General features: G+C 71.9%; 21 protein-coding genes. 15 read left to right on the top strand and 6 right to left on the bottom strand.

The annotated features are described in order from the left end of the window. The first annotated feature begins 35 nt into the window (after window positions 1-35). Entirely contained in the window at window positions 36-833 is a 798-nt protein-coding gene (locus HL658_RS09800; protein ID WP_180281776.1) for a cell wall hydrolase, read from the top strand. Between the two features lie 19 nt (window positions 834-852). Here the strand turns inward: HL658_RS09800 and HL658_RS09805 are convergent, their stop codons facing one another. The 6 genes from HL658_RS09805 to HL658_RS09830 all read right to left on the bottom strand — a co-directional run bounded on the left by HL658_RS09805 (window position 853) and on the right by HL658_RS09830 (window position 5,978). Next, window positions 853-2,187, bottom strand: a complete 1,335-nt coding sequence (locus tag HL658_RS09805; RefSeq protein WP_180281777.1) for a GAF domain-containing protein — start codon at window positions 2,185-2,187, stop codon at window positions 853-855. 66 nt (window positions 2,188-2,253) lie between these two features. Then, the gene (locus HL658_RS09810) at window positions 2,254-3,516 is read right to left on the bottom strand and encodes an MFS transporter (protein ID WP_180281778.1); all 1,263 of its coding nucleotides are present in this window, start codon (window positions 3,514-3,516) and stop codon (window positions 2,254-2,256) included. Between the two features lie 100 nt (window positions 3,517-3,616). Beyond that, on the bottom strand, window positions 3,617-4,432 hold the full coding sequence (locus tag HL658_RS09815; protein WP_343055045.1) for a zinc-binding dehydrogenase: 816 nt from the start codon (window positions 4,430-4,432) through the stop codon (window positions 3,617-3,619). 211 nt (window positions 4,433-4,643) lie between these two features. Continuing rightward, a complete protein-coding gene (locus tag HL658_RS09820; protein ID WP_180281779.1) occupies window positions 4,644-4,979 on the bottom strand; it encodes a hypothetical protein in 336 nt (111 codons plus the stop codon). 38 nt (window positions 4,980-5,017) lie between these two features. Then, the gene (locus HL658_RS09825) at window positions 5,018-5,161 is read right to left on the bottom strand and encodes a hypothetical protein (protein ID WP_180281780.1); all 144 of its coding nucleotides are present in this window, start codon (window positions 5,159-5,161) and stop codon (window positions 5,018-5,020) included. Window positions 5,162-5,477: 316 nt separating this feature from the next. Then, window positions 5,478-5,978: a helix-turn-helix domain-containing protein gene (locus tag HL658_RS09830; RefSeq protein WP_180281781.1), complete on the bottom strand. Its 501-nt coding sequence runs from the start codon at window positions 5,976-5,978 to the stop codon at window positions 5,478-5,480. 226 nt (window positions 5,979-6,204) lie between these two features. Between HL658_RS09830 and HL658_RS09835 the strand changes: the two genes are divergently transcribed. The 14 genes from HL658_RS09835 to HL658_RS09900 form a co-directional block, all read left to right on the top strand. Continuing rightward, window positions 6,205-6,495: a helix-turn-helix domain-containing protein gene (locus HL658_RS09835; RefSeq protein WP_180281782.1), complete on the top strand. Its 291-nt coding sequence runs from the start codon at window positions 6,205-6,207 to the stop codon at window positions 6,493-6,495. A 19-nt stretch (window positions 6,496-6,514) separates the two neighbouring features. Then, entirely contained in the window at window positions 6,515-6,964 is a 450-nt protein-coding gene (locus tag HL658_RS09840) for a DUF2312 domain-containing protein (protein WP_180281783.1), read from the top strand. Between the two features lie 32 nt (window positions 6,965-6,996). Beyond that, window positions 6,997-7,491: a hypothetical protein gene (locus HL658_RS09845; protein WP_180281784.1), complete on the top strand. Its 495-nt coding sequence runs from the start codon at window positions 6,997-6,999 to the stop codon at window positions 7,489-7,491. A gap of 14 nt (window positions 7,492-7,505) precedes the next feature. After that, window positions 7,506-9,416 carry a transposase domain-containing protein gene (locus HL658_RS09850; protein WP_180287629.1) on the top strand — a complete coding sequence of 637 codons (1,911 nt, stop codon included), beginning with the start codon at window positions 7,506-7,508 and terminating at the stop codon, window positions 9,414-9,416. A 16-nt stretch (window positions 9,417-9,432) separates the two neighbouring features. Then, entirely contained in the window at window positions 9,433-10,419 is a 987-nt protein-coding gene (locus HL658_RS09855; protein ID WP_180281786.1) for an AAA family ATPase, read from the top strand. Window positions 10,420-10,425: 6 nt separating this feature from the next. Next, the gene (locus tag HL658_RS09860) at window positions 10,426-10,794 is read left to right on the top strand and encodes a hypothetical protein (protein WP_180281787.1); all 369 of its coding nucleotides are present in this window, start codon (window positions 10,426-10,428) and stop codon (window positions 10,792-10,794) included. Next, a complete protein-coding gene (locus tag HL658_RS09865) occupies window positions 10,791-11,183 on the top strand; it encodes a hypothetical protein (protein WP_180281788.1) in 393 nt (130 codons plus the stop codon). The genes HL658_RS09860 and HL658_RS09865 overlap by 4 nt, the downstream gene beginning before the upstream one ends. Further along, a complete protein-coding gene (locus tag HL658_RS09870; protein WP_180281789.1) occupies window positions 11,180-12,130 on the top strand; it encodes a DUF3164 family protein in 951 nt (316 codons plus the stop codon). Before HL658_RS09865 ends, HL658_RS09870 begins: the two co-directional genes overlap by 4 nt. Window positions 12,131-12,139: 9 nt before the next feature. After that, window positions 12,140-12,478 (top strand): hypothetical protein, encoded by a 339-nt coding sequence (locus tag HL658_RS09875; protein WP_180281790.1) that lies wholly within the window; start codon window positions 12,140-12,142, stop codon window positions 12,476-12,478. Continuing rightward, window positions 12,471-12,974: a hypothetical protein gene (locus tag HL658_RS09880; protein WP_180281791.1), complete on the top strand. Its 504-nt coding sequence runs from the start codon at window positions 12,471-12,473 to the stop codon at window positions 12,972-12,974. The genes HL658_RS09875 and HL658_RS09880 overlap by 8 nt, the downstream gene beginning before the upstream one ends. After that, on the top strand, window positions 12,967-13,251 hold the full coding sequence (locus tag HL658_RS09885; protein ID WP_180281792.1) for a hypothetical protein: 285 nt from the start codon (window positions 12,967-12,969) through the stop codon (window positions 13,249-13,251). The genes HL658_RS09880 and HL658_RS09885 overlap by 8 nt, the downstream gene beginning before the upstream one ends. Further along, window positions 13,244-13,492, top strand: coding sequence for a hypothetical protein (locus HL658_RS09890; RefSeq protein WP_180281793.1), 249 nt, complete (start codon window positions 13,244-13,246; stop codon window positions 13,490-13,492). Before HL658_RS09885 ends, HL658_RS09890 begins: the two co-directional genes overlap by 8 nt. Continuing rightward, window positions 13,489-13,851 carry a hypothetical protein gene (locus HL658_RS09895; protein WP_180281794.1) on the top strand — a complete coding sequence of 121 codons (363 nt, stop codon included), beginning with the start codon at window positions 13,489-13,491 and terminating at the stop codon, window positions 13,849-13,851. Before HL658_RS09890 ends, HL658_RS09895 begins: the two co-directional genes overlap by 4 nt. After that, window positions 13,848-14,106: hypothetical protein (locus tag HL658_RS09900; RefSeq protein ID WP_180281795.1), on the top strand; the 259-nt coding region annotated here is incomplete at its 3' end. The genes HL658_RS09895 and HL658_RS09900, both read left to right, overlap by 4 nt.

Below are 14,106 nucleotides of genomic sequence, written 5' to 3' on the forward strand. Positions count from 1 at the left end.
CCCGAAGGGGTGGCTTCACCAGTGGGAGATCGGGAATGCGCCTCCTCGTCCTTGCCCTGGCCCTCGCGGCGGCCGGTCTGCCCGGCACGGCGGATGCCGGGAGTTCGGCCTGCCGACCCGGCGACGGCGCCTGCATCGCCTTCGCCGAAGGGAAGGCCGGCAAGCTGCCGAAGCGCGGCGGCGAACGGCAGCCGGTGATGATCGGGGCGGCGGTGCATATGCTCACCCCCTGGCAGGCCGAGCGGGAACGGCGCTGCCTCGCGATCGCCGGCTGGGCGGAGGCGCGCGGCGACGGGCCGGAGGCGATGGCGGCGGTCATGTGGGTGCTCGCCAACCGCGCGTCGTCGGACGCCCACCCGGAAACCCCCTGCAAGGCGCTGGTCGCGGCCGCCCAGTTCGAACCGTTCACGCAGAAGGCCCGCAAGGTCCCCAAGCCGGCCCGCAAACCGGGCAGCACCGGCCGGGCGAATGCAGCCGCCGACACCGATCCGACGGCGGAAGCCCGCCGCATCGCCGCCGACCTCCGCCGGCAGGCGCGCGTCATCGCGGCCGGCGGCATGCCCTCCTGGCCGCGGGCGCGGCTTGCTCCCGACCGAACGATGCTCGACACCGCCCGCGCCATCGCCTGGAACCTGAACGACGACGACCTGCCCGACCCCACCCGGCGGGCGCTGCTGTTCTACAGCCCACCCGTCCAGGCGCGCCTCGGGCGTGCGACACCGGCCTGGGCGGAGCCCGCAGCACGGACCGTCTCCATCGGCGACCATACCTTCTTCCGCGACCGCCCCGTCTTCCGACCGGCCGCTCCACAGGTCGCGGAGGCGCCGGAATGACGCCGCACCCCACGCATCATCACGGCATCGCCTCCAGCGACAGCGGGCGGTCGACGGCGAGACGGAAACGGCCGCGGCCGGTCTTCTCGATGCGCAGGAAGCGGCAGCGCTCCGCCAGCCGGCGTTGCAGCAGGATCAGGCGGGCTTCCAGATTCTCCGCGGCGTCGGGCAGGCGGATGTCGGCGGCCAGCCGCAGCTCGCGGTTGGTGAAGTCGGTGCGGCCCTGTTCCACATGGTCGCGGGCGAGCTTCCAGAAAATGGCGCCGGCCACGCCCTTGATCAGGTAGTCGTGGTCGATGAACACACTGTCGTCCGCGGCATAGTGGCGGACGGTGGCGGGAACGCCCTGCCCCGCCTCCACCGCCGCACCGGCGGGCGCGGTCTCCTCCGCCTCGGCGGCGGGCACCAGCGCGGCGAGGCGGGCGGCGAGCTGCGCCGCCACCGTTGCCAGCGCGTCCTCGTCGTCGTAGCGGAAACGGAACTCGCGCCGGCTTTCCACGAACAGGACACCGAACAGTCGCGGGCCGGCGGTGATCGGCACGGCGAGCTGACTGTACGGCTCGGGCAGACCGGGGAAGGGAATTTCGGTGATGATCGCCGCGGCATCGGCGATGCGGTCGCGCACGGCGCGGCCGTAGCCGTATTCGGCCGTGACGTGGGTGATGCGGATGGGAACGCGCTCGCGCGCCGCGACGCCGATCACGCCCTCCCCCAACGCCACCTCGGCCCCCACACCCGACTCCCGGTAGCCCATGGTGGCGACGGCATAGAGCCGGTCGGCCGGCTCGTCCAGCATCAGGATCTGCGCGTGCTCCACGCCGAATCCGCTGCGCAGCCCGTCCAGCAGACGGTCGAACAGCTCCGCCTGGTCGGCGTCGGCGGCCAGCCGCTCGCAGCAGCGCCGCGTCGCGGACAGCAGGCCATGGCCGCGCGGTTCCGCCGGCAGCGACGCCCCCGGCACCCGCTCGACCGACACTACCCGGCAGACGTCGGCACCGAGCAGCCGGAACACCCCCTGCATGCCGACGTGGGACGCGATCCCGGACAGCTTCGCCTTCATGCTCTCGAACAACGGCCCATCCGTCTCCGTCCGCAGGTAGCGGACGGTGAGCCGGTGCTGCGCCGCCGTCTCCGGATCGACGAGCTGGAGCGTGGCGACGGGATTGGCGAGCAGATTGCGCCGCGTCTTGTTGAAGAACTGGTAGGAGAGCGCGACATGCTCGCCATCCACATAATGCACCTGCGACAGCAGCGACACGTTCGGCGTGCCGTCGGCGTCGCAGGTGGCGATGGCGGCGGGCGCCACCCCTTCCAACGAATTGCGGATTCGATCGAGGGTGACGGCGTCGCTCATTGGGGCACCTTACACCATGTTCCATTGATCGTGACCGATCGATGGGACTCTCGGACGCCGGCCGGTCTAACGCAACTCGGTCAGCCGGTCGATGCGGCGCAGCTCCGGGAACAGACGCGCCCAGCCGGCGGCGAGCGCGATGGCGCCGACGCCGCCCAGCACCACCGCGGGCACCACGCCCAGCAGCGTCGCCGCCACACCGGACTCGAACTCGCCGAGCTGGTTGGAGGCCCCGATGAACAGCGAATTCACCGCCCCGACCCGCCCGCGCACGTCGTCGGGGGTGGCGAGCTGGATCAGCGTCATGCGGACGACCACGCTGACCTGATCGGTGGCCCCGATGGCGATCAGCGCGAAGAACGACAGGACCGGGTCGGTGGAGAGCCCGAACAGCACCGTGGCGGCACCGAATCCCGCCACTCCGGCCAGCATCCAGGCCCCGGCGTGGCGCCGCACCCCCACCCGCGCCAGCACCACCGCCATGGCGACGGCCCCGATGGCGGGGGCGGCGCGCAGCACGCCCATCCCCTCCGGCCCGACATGCAGGATGTCGCGCGCGAAGACGGGCAGCAGCGCCGTCGCCCCGCCCAGCAGAACCGCCACCATGTCGAGCGTGATGGCGCCGAGGATGGCGCGTTGCCCGCGGATGAAGCCGATCCCGGCCATCAGCGACTCCCAGCTCATGGCGCGTGGGGCCTGCGCCACCCGGCGGGGGCGGAGCAGGGCAATGAAGAGGACCGCACCGGCCAGCAGCAGGGCGGAGGTGGCGTACACCACCGCCGGCCCGGCGATGTAGAGCAGCCCGCCCAGCGCCGGTCCGGTCACCATCGCCGTCTGGGTGGCCGAACTGTTCCAGGCCACGGCGTTCGGCAGATCCGCCGGCGGGACGAGGGCGGACAGGATCGCCTGGTTCCCCGGCCCCTCGAAGGCCTTGGCGGCGCCGATCACCGCCACCACCGCGTACACCAGCACCGGCATCGCCGCCAGCGCCCCGGCCGCGGTCAGCACGCACAGCGCCGCGATCGCGACCGCCTGCAGCCCCACGGCGGCCAGCAGCACGCGCCGCCGGTCGCGGCTGTCCACCACATGGCCGGCCACCAGCGCCAGGGCCAGCGACGGCAGGAACTGGAACAGCCCGACCATGCCCAGCGCCAGCGCGCTGTCGGTCAGCTCGTAGATCTGCCAGCCGACCGCCACCACCTGCATCTGGACCGCCAGCATGCCGGCCACCCGCGCGCACCAGAACAGCTTGAACGACCGGTGACGGAAGGCAGAACCGGCCGGACCCGCCGGCAGGACGGTGGCGGAGGACGGAGGAAGCGGGGGCATGGCGGCCGCGAGTGATGGGGAAACGCGCCAGTGTTAGCGGCTCGCGGGCCGCGCGACCACGCCCGGCTCGGCATGGCGGCGATGCGGAGGCGTTGACGCCTCACCCCGCCGTCAGCACCACCTTCACGCTCTGCGAGCGGTCGAGCGCCAGCCGGAAAGCCTCCGGCGCCTCCTCCAGCGTCCGGCGGGCGGTGACGAGCTTCAGCACGTCGACGTCGCCGGTGGCGATGAGCTGCACCGCCTCGGCGAACTCCTGGCCGAAGCGGAAGGTGCCCTTCAGGTCGATCTCCTTCGCCATGACGGCGTTGGAGGGGGTGGGGATGGCGCCGCCGGGCAGGTTGCCGACCTGCACCACGGTGCCGCCGCGCCGCACCGACGCGATGGCCGACGCGAGCCCGGCCGGCGTGCCGGAGATCTCGAACGCCACGTCGAAGGCGCCGGACGCGGCCAGCGCGCGCAGCTCGTCATCGCCGCCGGACAGATCGATCACCCGGTCGGCGCCGAGGTTGCGGGCGAAGGCCAGCGGTGCGGCGGCGATGTCCACCATGGTCAGCTCGGCCGCACCCTTGCGCCGGGCAGCCAGCATGGTCAGCAGCCCGATCGGCCCGGCCCCGAACAGCACCACCCGCCGGCCGGTCACGTCGCCGGCCCGCGCCACCGCGTGCAGGCACACCGCCAACGGCTCGGCCAACGCCGCCGCCTCGAAGGGCAGGGTGTCGGGGATGCGCAAGCATTGGGCGGGGACAGCGTCGAAGGAGCTGGCGAAGCCACCCTGCATGTGCGGCGTCTTCGACGCCGAGCCCATGAAATAGATGTTCTCGCACAGGTTCTCGCGTCCCTCCCGGCACCAGGCGCAGACGCCGCACCAGCGCGAGGGATTCACCGCCACACGGTCTCCGGGGCTGAGACCAGCCACGCTGTGAGGGGACAGGGGGTTTGACAGGGGCGGGATGAGGCGGGATTTGGCGGGATGGGGTGGGACAACGCCTTGCTCCGCCTAGGGTTCGAGGGCCGCCGTGTCCAGACCGCCGGCCCTCTGCCGTTTGTCACCGATTTGAGGCCGGCGCGGCGCGGCGACATCCGGTTTGTCACTTTGGCACGGGCGTGACGGGGCGTTCAAGGCGCCTTCAACTGTGGATGAAGGTCTCGCCGCGGATCGACAGGTAGCTGATCCGCTTGTTGACGCGGCTGACCACACAGGCGGCCACCGTCTGTGTCGTCGGCGCGAGCTGGGCGTCGGCGGGTATGTAGGTGAAGTGGAACACCTGATCGGTGTGGAAGCTGTGCCCCATCCTCACGTTGAAGCCGGGCGCCCGTTGCTGAATGGCGTCGTGACACATGCTCGCGGCGTCCAGCTCGGGCACAATGGACGGCACCGGCGGCGGTTCCGCCCCCCCGCCGCAGGCGCGCACCAGAAACACCGCCACGATGATCAACCCGATCCCCTGCCACATCGCCCGCACCCCTCATATCCGCGTATGCAATTTGCGACGCAAACCGCTCATCGGTCGCGGTTTGCATCACCGTTCGTCGTGCCCGGCGTCGCGTCGGCCAGCGGATCGGCCTGGGCGACGGTCCGGATGATCGTGGCGCCGGCCAGCGCGCCGCCAGCCGCGACCGCGGCGGCGGTGATGGTCCAGAGCACCCGGCGCCTGGTCCGGCACCGCGGAAAAGCGGCGCGGATGGTGCTCTGCAAGATTTGGTCGTGACTCATGGCACACCCGTTGCTATTCGCCCCCGTGCCGGGCCGGCAAGGCGGGCGGGTGGTCGAAAGGCCAGTGGGTGAGCCCTGCAAGCAACCCCATGGAAGACGTGTGTCCAGCACGTCACGCCCCCGCCCTTTCCCGGACGATGCACGCGCGGCGGGATGTTAACGCATCCGTATGAAACCGCCAAGTCTACGCAACAATTTGACGCAACGCATACAATAATATTCCACCCAAAGGACGCGCCCGCGCCCGTCAGGGCAGCAGAAGCGACGCGATCCTCTTGAGGATGCTTGGCCGTTTTGCAATCGAAACGTCCGCCGGACCTGTGTCGGGCACGGTTTTCGATATTTCAATCATGACATCGACGATATCGGCGAACTTCTCCGGGACCGCGTCGCGCATGTCCAGCCCTTCCTCCTGGCAGGTGCGCAGCACGGTGATGAGCATCGCCCGCCACTCCTTCGCGTCGGCCGTCAGCACCACCGGCCCCGGCGTCGGCGTCTCCGGCGCGGTGTCGGTCGGTCCGGCCGGCGACGGCCCGCGCATCATCGGACCGTCGCCGGTCACCAGCCAGTCGATACTGACGCCATCCGCGGCGAGCCTCGTCAGCGTCTCCGTCTTGGGGAGCCGGCCATCGCGTTCCAGGGTTTGCCAGGTGCTTTCGCCGAGCCCATAGCGGGTTGACATCGATTTCTGGGTCTCACCGAGGGCCTTCCGCACCGCTTCCAGCCGCTCACCGACCGAGCTGCTCATGCACAGGTTCCCCGCGAGAACCTGTGCATTCGGGCCAGCGCCGCCGCGCTATGCACAGGTTCCCGAAAATCCCATACGAAACATAGATTTAGCGCCATTTTGCTCGCCAGAAGGCCTGAAAAATTACGTTTGTGAAGCTGTTCGGCAAAATTGCGCTTGAGGATACACATGAAAACAGATACACAGGACGAGAGACATAGATTTGCCATGCGAGCACACCCCCTTCATGCAGATCCCCAAGTTTCAGACCCCCCGCGAACGGGAAATTTGGGTCCAGGCCGCGCTGAAGCTCCGTGGCAAGTCCATGGCCCGCATCGCACGGGACAAGGGCTGGACCCGGAACGCCATCTACCGCGCCTTCGAGGCCCCCTCCTTTCCCCAGGAACAGGCCATCGCCGACGCGCTGGGCGTCACGCCCATGGACATTTTTCCCGAGCGGTACGGGCCGGACGGCGAGCGGCTGCACCTCATCCGGCCTCGCAAAACTACACAAGCGCACAGGAACGGCAACGTCTAAACGCAGGGCTTCATCAGACATGAGCGATCCGAACCCGACACATTTCCACCAGCTTCCGCCGCTTTCGGTGCCGGATGGCACCACCGGAGCGGGCAATTCAACCGCGAAGCTAGTCACCCTCGCGCACGTGCGCGAGGACGCTCCGGCCGGCATCGGCCACAACGGCCTGACGGACGAACAGGCCGATGTCCTGCGCAACAGCATCCGGCGGGTGCGCTCGATCCAGCGCCAGATCGACCGGCTGAACCGCGACAAGTCGGCGGTGTACACCGCGCTGAAGGGGTTCGGGATCGATCCCGGACTGGTCCGCAAGATCGCCTACCGGCTCACCCTGTCGGCGACCGAGCTGAAGGCGATCCACGAGAGGGACGAACAGCTTGCGGCGCTGTGGTCCGCGGCCGAGGGGCTTCAGGCGGAGTTCGCCGCCGAGGATGAAGCCGATCGCGCCGCCGCCGACGCCGCCGACTGACCCCGTCCCACCGCTTGCCGTCCGAGGCTCCCATGGCCCCCCGCCGACGCGCATCCCCCACCATCGACGATCCGGCCCAGGCACCCCTGCCGGGCCTTCCCCCCGCCACCGCACCGCTTCCGATCCCGCCGCCGCCCTCGGGCCTGCCCGGCTCGCTCAATTGCGCGCTCAACGTCTGCGGTCTGGTCTCCCACGCCCTGGACGAGGCGCGGGGTGCGGGCCTGTCCCGCGCCATGGTCGCCGCCAAGATGGCGGAGCTGACAGGCGAACCGATCAGCGAGCACATGCTGAACGCCTGCACGGCGCAGAGCCACGAGGGCCACCGCTTCCCGGCGCAATGGCTGCCGGCGCTGGTGGTCGCCACCGGCAGCTACGCCCTGTTGCGCGACCTCGCCGACCGTGCCGGTGCGGTGGTGCTGGTCGGTCCCGAGGCGGTGGCCGCCCGCGTCGGGGCGCTTGACGCCCAGATGGAGACCATCCGGCGCCAGCGCGCCCTGCTGATCCGCACCTATGGGGTGCGGCGATGAAGGGCGGCGTCTCCATGGCGACCATCGCCGAAGCGCTGGGCATCGACCGTTCCGCGGTGGTGAAGCGCGCCAAGTCCGAACACTGGCTCCACACCACCGAACGCACCCAGGGCGGCCGCCGCCACCTCTACCCCATCGGCGCACTCCCCACCGACGTCCGCGCCAAGGTGGAGATCGCCGCCGCCAAGCTGGCGCTCGCCGCCATCGCCACCCCCGCCCCCGCCAACGACGATCCCGTCACCGAAGCCGCGGCGGCCTCGGCGGACAGCGCCACCGCCTGGGCGTGGTTCGACCGCCAGCCCGACAGCACCAAGGCCGAAGCCCGCCGCAAGGCCGAGGCGCTGGACGCCATCGCTACGCTGGTGGGCCAGGGCCTCGGCCTGACCGCGGCGCGCGACAGCGTGGCGGCGGCCATCGGCGACAGCCCGCGCACCCTGATCCGCTGGGGCAAACGGGTGACGGGCGTGCCCCGCGCCGACTGGCTGCCGGCGCTGGCCGACCAGTATGCCGGCGGCACCCGCACCGCCGCCTGCACGCCGGCGGCGTGGGAGGCGTTCAAGGCCGATTACCTGCGCCAGGAACAGCCCACGGCCGCGTCCTGCTACGGCCGTCTGGCCCGCGCCGCCAAGGCCGAGGGCTGGACCATCCCCAGCCTGAAGACGCTGGAGCGCCGGATCGAGGCGGAGGTGCCGCAGGCCGTCCGCACCCTGCTGCGCCAGGGGCCGGAGGCGCTGAAGCGCAGCTACCCGCACCAGACGCGCGACCGCTCCGTCTTCACCGCCATGCAGGCGGTGAACGCGGACGGGCACAAGTTCGACGTGTTCGCCAAATGGCCGGACGGCACCGTCGCGCGCCCCGTCATGGTCGCCTTCCAGGACCTCTATTCCGGCAAAATCCTGTCCTGGCGCATCGGCCGCAGCGAGTGCCAGGAGGCGGTGCGCCTGACCATCCGCGACATGGTCGCCACCTTCGGCATCCCCGAACAGTGCTGGCTCGACAACGGCCGCAACTTCGCATCGAAGTGGATCACCGGCGGCACCGCCAACCGCTACCGCTTCAAGGTGAAGGACGACGAACCGGCCGGCGCGCTGACCCTGCTGGGCGTGCAGGTGCATTGGACGACGCCCTATTGGGGGCAGGCCAAGCCCATCGAACGCGCCTTCCGCGACCTGTGCGACACGGTGGCGAAGCACCCGGCTTGCGCCGGCGCTTGGACTGGCAACAACCCCATGGCGAAGCCCGAGAACTACGGCAGCAAGGCGATCCCCATCGCCGATTTCATCGCGATGGCGAACCAGGAGATCGCCCACCACAACGCGCGGCCCGGCCGCCGCGCCGCCACCGCCGCCGGCCGCAGCCTGGACGAGACCTTCGCCGAGAGCTACGCCACCTCGGTGGTGCGCCGCGCGACGGAGGAACAGCTCCGCCAGATGCTGCTGGCCGGCGAGGGGCTGCGGCTCGACGGGAAGTCCGGCGAGCTGAAGCTGTGGGGCAACCGCTACTGGACGGAGGCGCTGTCCAACCACGCCGGCCGCAAGGTGGTGGTGCGCTTCGATCCGGAAAACCTCGCCGCCCCGGTCCCGGTCTACACGCTGGATGGCCGCTATATCGCCACCGCCGAGCGCCGGGAAGCCGCCGGCTTCGACAACGTCGCGGACGGCAAGTCCTTCAACCGCGCCCGCGGCGACTACCTGCGCGCCACCCGGCAGGCGGCCGACGCGCAGGTGCGGCTCGACGCGCTCGACCCCGTCGCCCGCGTCACCGAACTCCAGCCCGCCACCCCGCCCAAGCCCGGCGTCACCCGCCTGCACACCCCGCCGCGGCGCGGCAAGGCCGCAACCACCACCGAACCCACGGCGGCCCCCACCGCCGACACCGTCACCGACCTGCTGACCGCCGGGCTGGCCCGGCTGCGCAGCGCCTGATCAAGGACCCCCGCCCATGTTCGACGGACCCGAGACCGCCACCCCCGACACCACCACCACCAGCACCCCCGCCGTCCTGTCCGCCGCCGAGGTGGTGGAGCGCGTGCGCGCCTACCTCTCCACCAACAGCATCCCCCAGGCGCAGCTCGCCCGCGAAATCGACCTGTCCGCCAGCGCCGTCTCCGGCGTGCTGAAGGGCAGCTACGCCGGCGACACCGACGAGGTGGCGCGCAAGATGCTGGCCTGGCTGGATCTGCGCGCCGGCCGCGGCGCCGGGGCCACGGTGCTGCCGGGCCGGCTGCCCTGGATCGCCACCCCGACCACCCGCGCCATCCGCACCGCGCTGCAATACGCCCACCAGCTCGGCGACATCACCGTCATCTTCGGCGGCGCCGGTCTCGGCAAGACGGTGACGATCCGCGACTACGTGGCGAACACCCCCGCGGTGTGGGTGGTGACCGCCGATCCCACCACCGCCGGCGTCGGCCCGCTGCTGGAGGAGCTGGCGCTGGCGCTGGGGCTGCGCGACGCGCCGCTGCACCCGGCGCGGCTGCGGCGCGAGGTGATCCGCCGCGTCGACGGCACCGGCGGCTGCCTGATCATCGACGAGGCGCAGCATCTGACCAAGGCGGCGCTGGAGGCGGTGCGCTCGATCCACGACGCCACCCGCATCGGGCTGGTGCTGTCCGGCAACGCGTCCGTCTACGACCGCCTGCACGGCGGCTCGCGGCCGGAGGATTTCGCGCAGATTTTCAGCCGCGTCGGCAGGAAGCTGAAGCTGCTGGCGCCCAAGGACGGCGACGTGGATCCGCTGGCCGCCTTCTTCGGCTTCACCGACGCCGCGGCGCTGGCCTTCCTGCGTGAGAAGGCGAAGCTGCCCGGCGCGCTGCGCCAGATCGAGAAATGCATGCGCTTCGCCGCCGTGCTGGCGTCCGGCCAGCAGCAGCCGGCCGCGCTGTCCCATCTCCAGCTCGCCTGGCGCGAGCTGAACGCCGCGGGGTGACCGGCCATGCCCATGCCCACGCCCACCGCCAGCATCCCCACGGCCCCCCTGCCCACGCCCGCCGACCGCGTCCGCGCCTTCGCCGACACCCTGCGCGCGGTTCACCGCCCGCTCGTGCCCGCCCAGGCCGCCGCCGTGGCGGCCCATCTCGACCGGCTCGCCAAGGCCGCGGCGGCACACCCGCCCTTCGCCGCCGCCTTCGCGGAGGCCGCGGCGCTGGTCCGGCAGAACCATGCCGCCGGCCAGCGGCCGGGCGGCCTGACCGTGGAACAGGCGGCGGAGCTGGGCGGCTGGTTGGCCCGCTGCGCCGCCCACATGGACACGGCACCGGCCGCGCACAGTGGGCCGGTCGCGTCCGGTGGAGACGCGGCATGACCCGCCGCCTGATCCCCCAGGTCGGCCTGACGGTGGAGATCGCGGTGGACGGCGGCGGCGTCGTCACCCGCCGCGTCCAGACGGTGCGCGACCACGGCGACGGCCGCTACACCTGCGTGATCGTCCCGCCCGACGGCGGCGGCATCGAAACGGTGACCATCGCTCCCGCCGGCGGTCATTGGGTGTGCGTGGCGGCGCCGGTGGACGTGCTGGCCGCCGTCCATCTGGCCGATCGCGTGCTTCGCGGCGACGTGCTGCACGGCTCCGCCACCGCGCCCCTGCTGGCGCTGGCCCGCGCGGTGCTGCACATGGCCGGCCCCAACCGCCCGGCGCCGGCCTGCGGCCCGGCGGCCACGGTCACTGTGCCCCCGGCCTGGGGTGCGCCATGACCGGACCCTACGGCTGGCTGTCCGGCCGCCCCGCCGTCCGCCCCTGGACGGGTGCCGCGATCGCCGCCGCCCTGTTCCCCGCCTTCGGCCTGTCGCCGCCCGCTTCCCACACCGTTCCAATCCCGGAGACGCCGACCATGGACCCCGTCGCCACCGCCACCCCGCTGCCCGTCATTCCCGACAGCCTGCCCGATGGCGTGCCCACCGCCGCCCGGCACCTGCACGCCATCCTGATCGCCACGGCCGCCTGCGGCGCCCTGGCGCATATGGACGATGCCGGCCGCGCCGCCTTCGCCGAGGCGTGCGGGTGGCTGGCCGCCCTGCCGTCCGCCGGCTCGCCGACCGTCGAGGCGAACGGCAAGCTGTTCTGGCCGGACGAGGACGGCAGCCTGATCGCCGCCGGGCTGGTGAAGCCGGCCAAGATGCTGGAGGACGGCTTCGTGCGCACGGTGGTGACCGGTGCGCTCAACACCCGCGCCACCCTGGCGAAGCTGAAGGCCCTGACCTTCAGCGAGGCGCAGTCGCTGATCGGCATCCTGGGTGTCGAGCACGGGGTGGAGATGGGCGGCAAGGCCGGCAATGTCAGCTTCACCACCTTCGACCGCCGCTACAAGGTGCAGATCAGCGCGCAGGACCGGCTGGCGGTCGGCCCCTCGATCGAGGTGGCGAAGCGGGCGTTGCAGGACTGGCTGGCCGAGGCCGAGGCCGGCGAGGAGGTGCGCGCCCTGATCAACGCCGCCTTCGGGCTGGACGATCAGGGCCGGGTGCGCGCGACCGAGCTGGTGCGGCTGCGCCGGCTCCACATCACCCACCCCAAGTGGCGCGCCGCCATGGCCGCGATCGACGATGCGCTGGAGGTGGCGGGCAAGGCCATCTACCTGCGCGTCTACGAACGCCGCGACGATGGGCGCTACGACCTGATCCCCCTCGACCTTGCGAACGCGTGAGGTGCCGCGATGGTCGATATCGAAAAGCGGTCGCTGTGGGACGCGCACCGGGGCTGGCGGGTCGGCCCGCGCGGGCATGTGGCGGTGTGGCCCGCCACCGTTCCCGGCACGGACACCGTGCTGCCGCAGATCAACGTCTGCACGCTGCGCGACGACGAGCTGTGCGAGGAGTTCACCTCGGGCGTCTGGGCGCTCACCCCGGACGGCCGCCCCGTCGCGGAGCGCATCGCGCGGGACCTGCTGGCCTTCGGCTACGCCTGGCTGTGGCCGCACGAGGCCGGGCACGTCCGCATCGCCCCGGCGCCGGAGCACATGATCCACCTCATCGGGGAACCCGCCCATGGCTGATCCCACCCTGACCGCTGCCGCCGTGCTGGCCGCCCGCTGGACCCCGGCGGGCGACGACGGCACCACCGGCGTCATCCTGGCAGACCTCGGCACCGAGCGCAGCGCGCCCTGCGTCGTGACCGTGGACCCGGCCCGCCTGCTGTCCGACGCGGACGCGAAGGCCGTCGTCGAACACCTCTGCGACGCCCACAACGCCACCCTGTGGGTGCCGTTGCCGCCGCCGCTGGCCGCCGCCCTGACCATGGTTCTGAACGAGGTGGAGGAGGAGCGCCGCCGCCAGATCGCGGCCGGCTACGACCAGGCGAACGACGACGCGCACGAGGCGGACGCGATGGTCGACCACATCATGCAGCGCCTCATGCGGGCCGCCCGCGCCACCACCAACGCCGAGCACCGCCGCCGCCTGATCCAGGTCGCCGCCCTGGCCGTCGCCGCCGTGGAACGCTGGGACCGGAAGCACCCCGCCGCGCCGCAGGAGGAACCCGCCCATGGCTGACACCCTGACCGACGCGCTGCGCGTCGAGCGCACCATCCGTGGCTTCGTCGCCATCGGCCTCGGCCTCGCTCACCAAGGCGACCGCGCCCATGAGCGGGTCGCCCGCACCGCCGTGCTCGGCCGTCTTGGCCTGTCCGTGCCCGACATCGAGGAGCTGGAGGTGCTGGTCGCCGAGACGTACGGCGTCACCCTCATCATCCACATGGACAGCACGCCGGCTGCGATCGCCGACCAGATCATCACCGGGCTGGCCCGGCGGGCGGTGGCCCATGTGTGACCGCTGCCGCGCCCGCGTGGGGGGCATGGCCGAAAAGCTGCACGCCATCCTGGACGAAGCACGCGACAACCCGCCGATCGCCTTCTCCGCCGCTCTGACAGCCTGCGCCCGGCTCGCCGACGCCACCGGCACCGGTGGCCAGTTGGCGACGCTGCTGCACGCCGCCCTCAATGCCGCCCGCCAGCCCGCTACCACCCTGCCGCGCGACCTGGCATCCCTGGAACCGGAGGGCCGGGCATGAGCCGCTTCGTCGCCATCATGCGGGTGATCGCCCGCAGCGCACGCACCCAGGCCGGCGTCCGGAAGGCCACGGTCACGGCTCTGGAGCAGGGAGCGGAGATCGAGAAGCGTCACGGCACCACACAGGCTCTGCTGGGCATGCTCGACGCCTGGATGACGACGGTGGGCACCGTGTACGCGAACACTGGAAACCGGGAGGTGTTGACCGACGCCATCGCGCGGCTCGAACGCGCCCGCGCCATGCTCGACACCGTGCTGACCGGGGGCACCCCCGCGGGCAGCATCCTGACAACCGCAACGGTCCAGCGTGGCGACGACATCGCCGAGGACCCGATCGGCAACACCGCAGGCTCGGCATGACGCCCCCGCTCCACCTGTCCCTGTCCGTCACCGTCTACGACGGGGCCACCCCCGTCCTGCTGGTCGCCGGCATTCCCGGCCACCCGGAGGAGGTGGCCTTCCTGGTGGCCGACGGGGTCGTCCGCACCCTGCGCCCGGTGCGCGGCATCCCGGCGCGCCTGCCCGACCGCCCCATCACCCCGGACCTGCCGTCGCTGGCCGCCATCCTGCGCGGCGCCGCGGCACCCTCCGAGGAGGAACAAGCCGATGTCCTTT

Origin of the sequence: Azospirillum oleiclasticum (genome assembly GCF_013423485.1) — a bacterium.
Lineage (GTDB): Bacteria > Pseudomonadota > Alphaproteobacteria > Azospirillales > Azospirillaceae > Azospirillum > Azospirillum oleiclasticum.

What these genes read in the sequence shown, in the direction of transcription:
- HL658_RS09800 (WP_180281776.1), top strand. Translation starts at nt 36, where the DNA reads ATGCGCCTCCTCGTCCTTGCCCTGGCCCTCGCGGCGGCCGGTCTGCCC.
- HL658_RS09805 (WP_180281777.1), bottom strand. Translation starts at nt 2,187, where the DNA reads ATGAGCGACGCCGTCACCCTCGATCGAATCCGCAATTCGTTGGAAGGG.
- HL658_RS09810 (WP_180281778.1), bottom strand. Translation starts at nt 3,516, where the DNA reads ATGCCCCCGCTTCCTCCGTCCTCCGCCACCGTCCTGCCGGCGGGTCCG.
- HL658_RS09830 (WP_180281781.1), bottom strand. Translation starts at nt 5,978, where the DNA reads ATGAGCAGCTCGGTCGGTGAGCGGCTGGAAGCGGTGCGGAAGGCCCTC.
- HL658_RS09835 (WP_180281782.1), top strand. Translation starts at nt 6,205, where the DNA reads ATGCAGATCCCCAAGTTTCAGACCCCCCGCGAACGGGAAATTTGGGTC.
- HL658_RS09840 (WP_180281783.1), top strand. Translation starts at nt 6,515, where the DNA reads ATGAGCGATCCGAACCCGACACATTTCCACCAGCTTCCGCCGCTTTCG.
- HL658_RS09845 (WP_180281784.1), top strand. Translation starts at nt 6,997, where the DNA reads ATGGCCCCCCGCCGACGCGCATCCCCCACCATCGACGATCCGGCCCAG.
- HL658_RS09850 (WP_180287629.1), top strand. Translation starts at nt 7,506, where the DNA reads ATGGCGACCATCGCCGAAGCGCTGGGCATCGACCGTTCCGCGGTGGTG.
- HL658_RS09855 (WP_180281786.1), top strand. Translation starts at nt 9,433, where the DNA reads ATGTTCGACGGACCCGAGACCGCCACCCCCGACACCACCACCACCAGC.
- HL658_RS09860 (WP_180281787.1), top strand. Translation starts at nt 10,426, where the DNA reads ATGCCCATGCCCACGCCCACCGCCAGCATCCCCACGGCCCCCCTGCCC.
- HL658_RS09865 (WP_180281788.1), top strand. Translation starts at nt 10,791, where the DNA reads ATGACCCGCCGCCTGATCCCCCAGGTCGGCCTGACGGTGGAGATCGCG.
- HL658_RS09870 (WP_180281789.1), top strand. Translation starts at nt 11,180, where the DNA reads ATGACCGGACCCTACGGCTGGCTGTCCGGCCGCCCCGCCGTCCGCCCC.
- HL658_RS09875 (WP_180281790.1), top strand. Translation starts at nt 12,140, where the DNA reads ATGGTCGATATCGAAAAGCGGTCGCTGTGGGACGCGCACCGGGGCTGG.
- HL658_RS09880 (WP_180281791.1), top strand. Translation starts at nt 12,471, where the DNA reads ATGGCTGATCCCACCCTGACCGCTGCCGCCGTGCTGGCCGCCCGCTGG.
- HL658_RS09885 (WP_180281792.1), top strand. Translation starts at nt 12,967, where the DNA reads ATGGCTGACACCCTGACCGACGCGCTGCGCGTCGAGCGCACCATCCGT.
- HL658_RS09890 (WP_180281793.1), top strand. Translation starts at nt 13,244, where the DNA reads ATGTGTGACCGCTGCCGCGCCCGCGTGGGGGGCATGGCCGAAAAGCTG.
- HL658_RS09895 (WP_180281794.1), top strand. Translation starts at nt 13,489, where the DNA reads ATGAGCCGCTTCGTCGCCATCATGCGGGTGATCGCCCGCAGCGCACGC.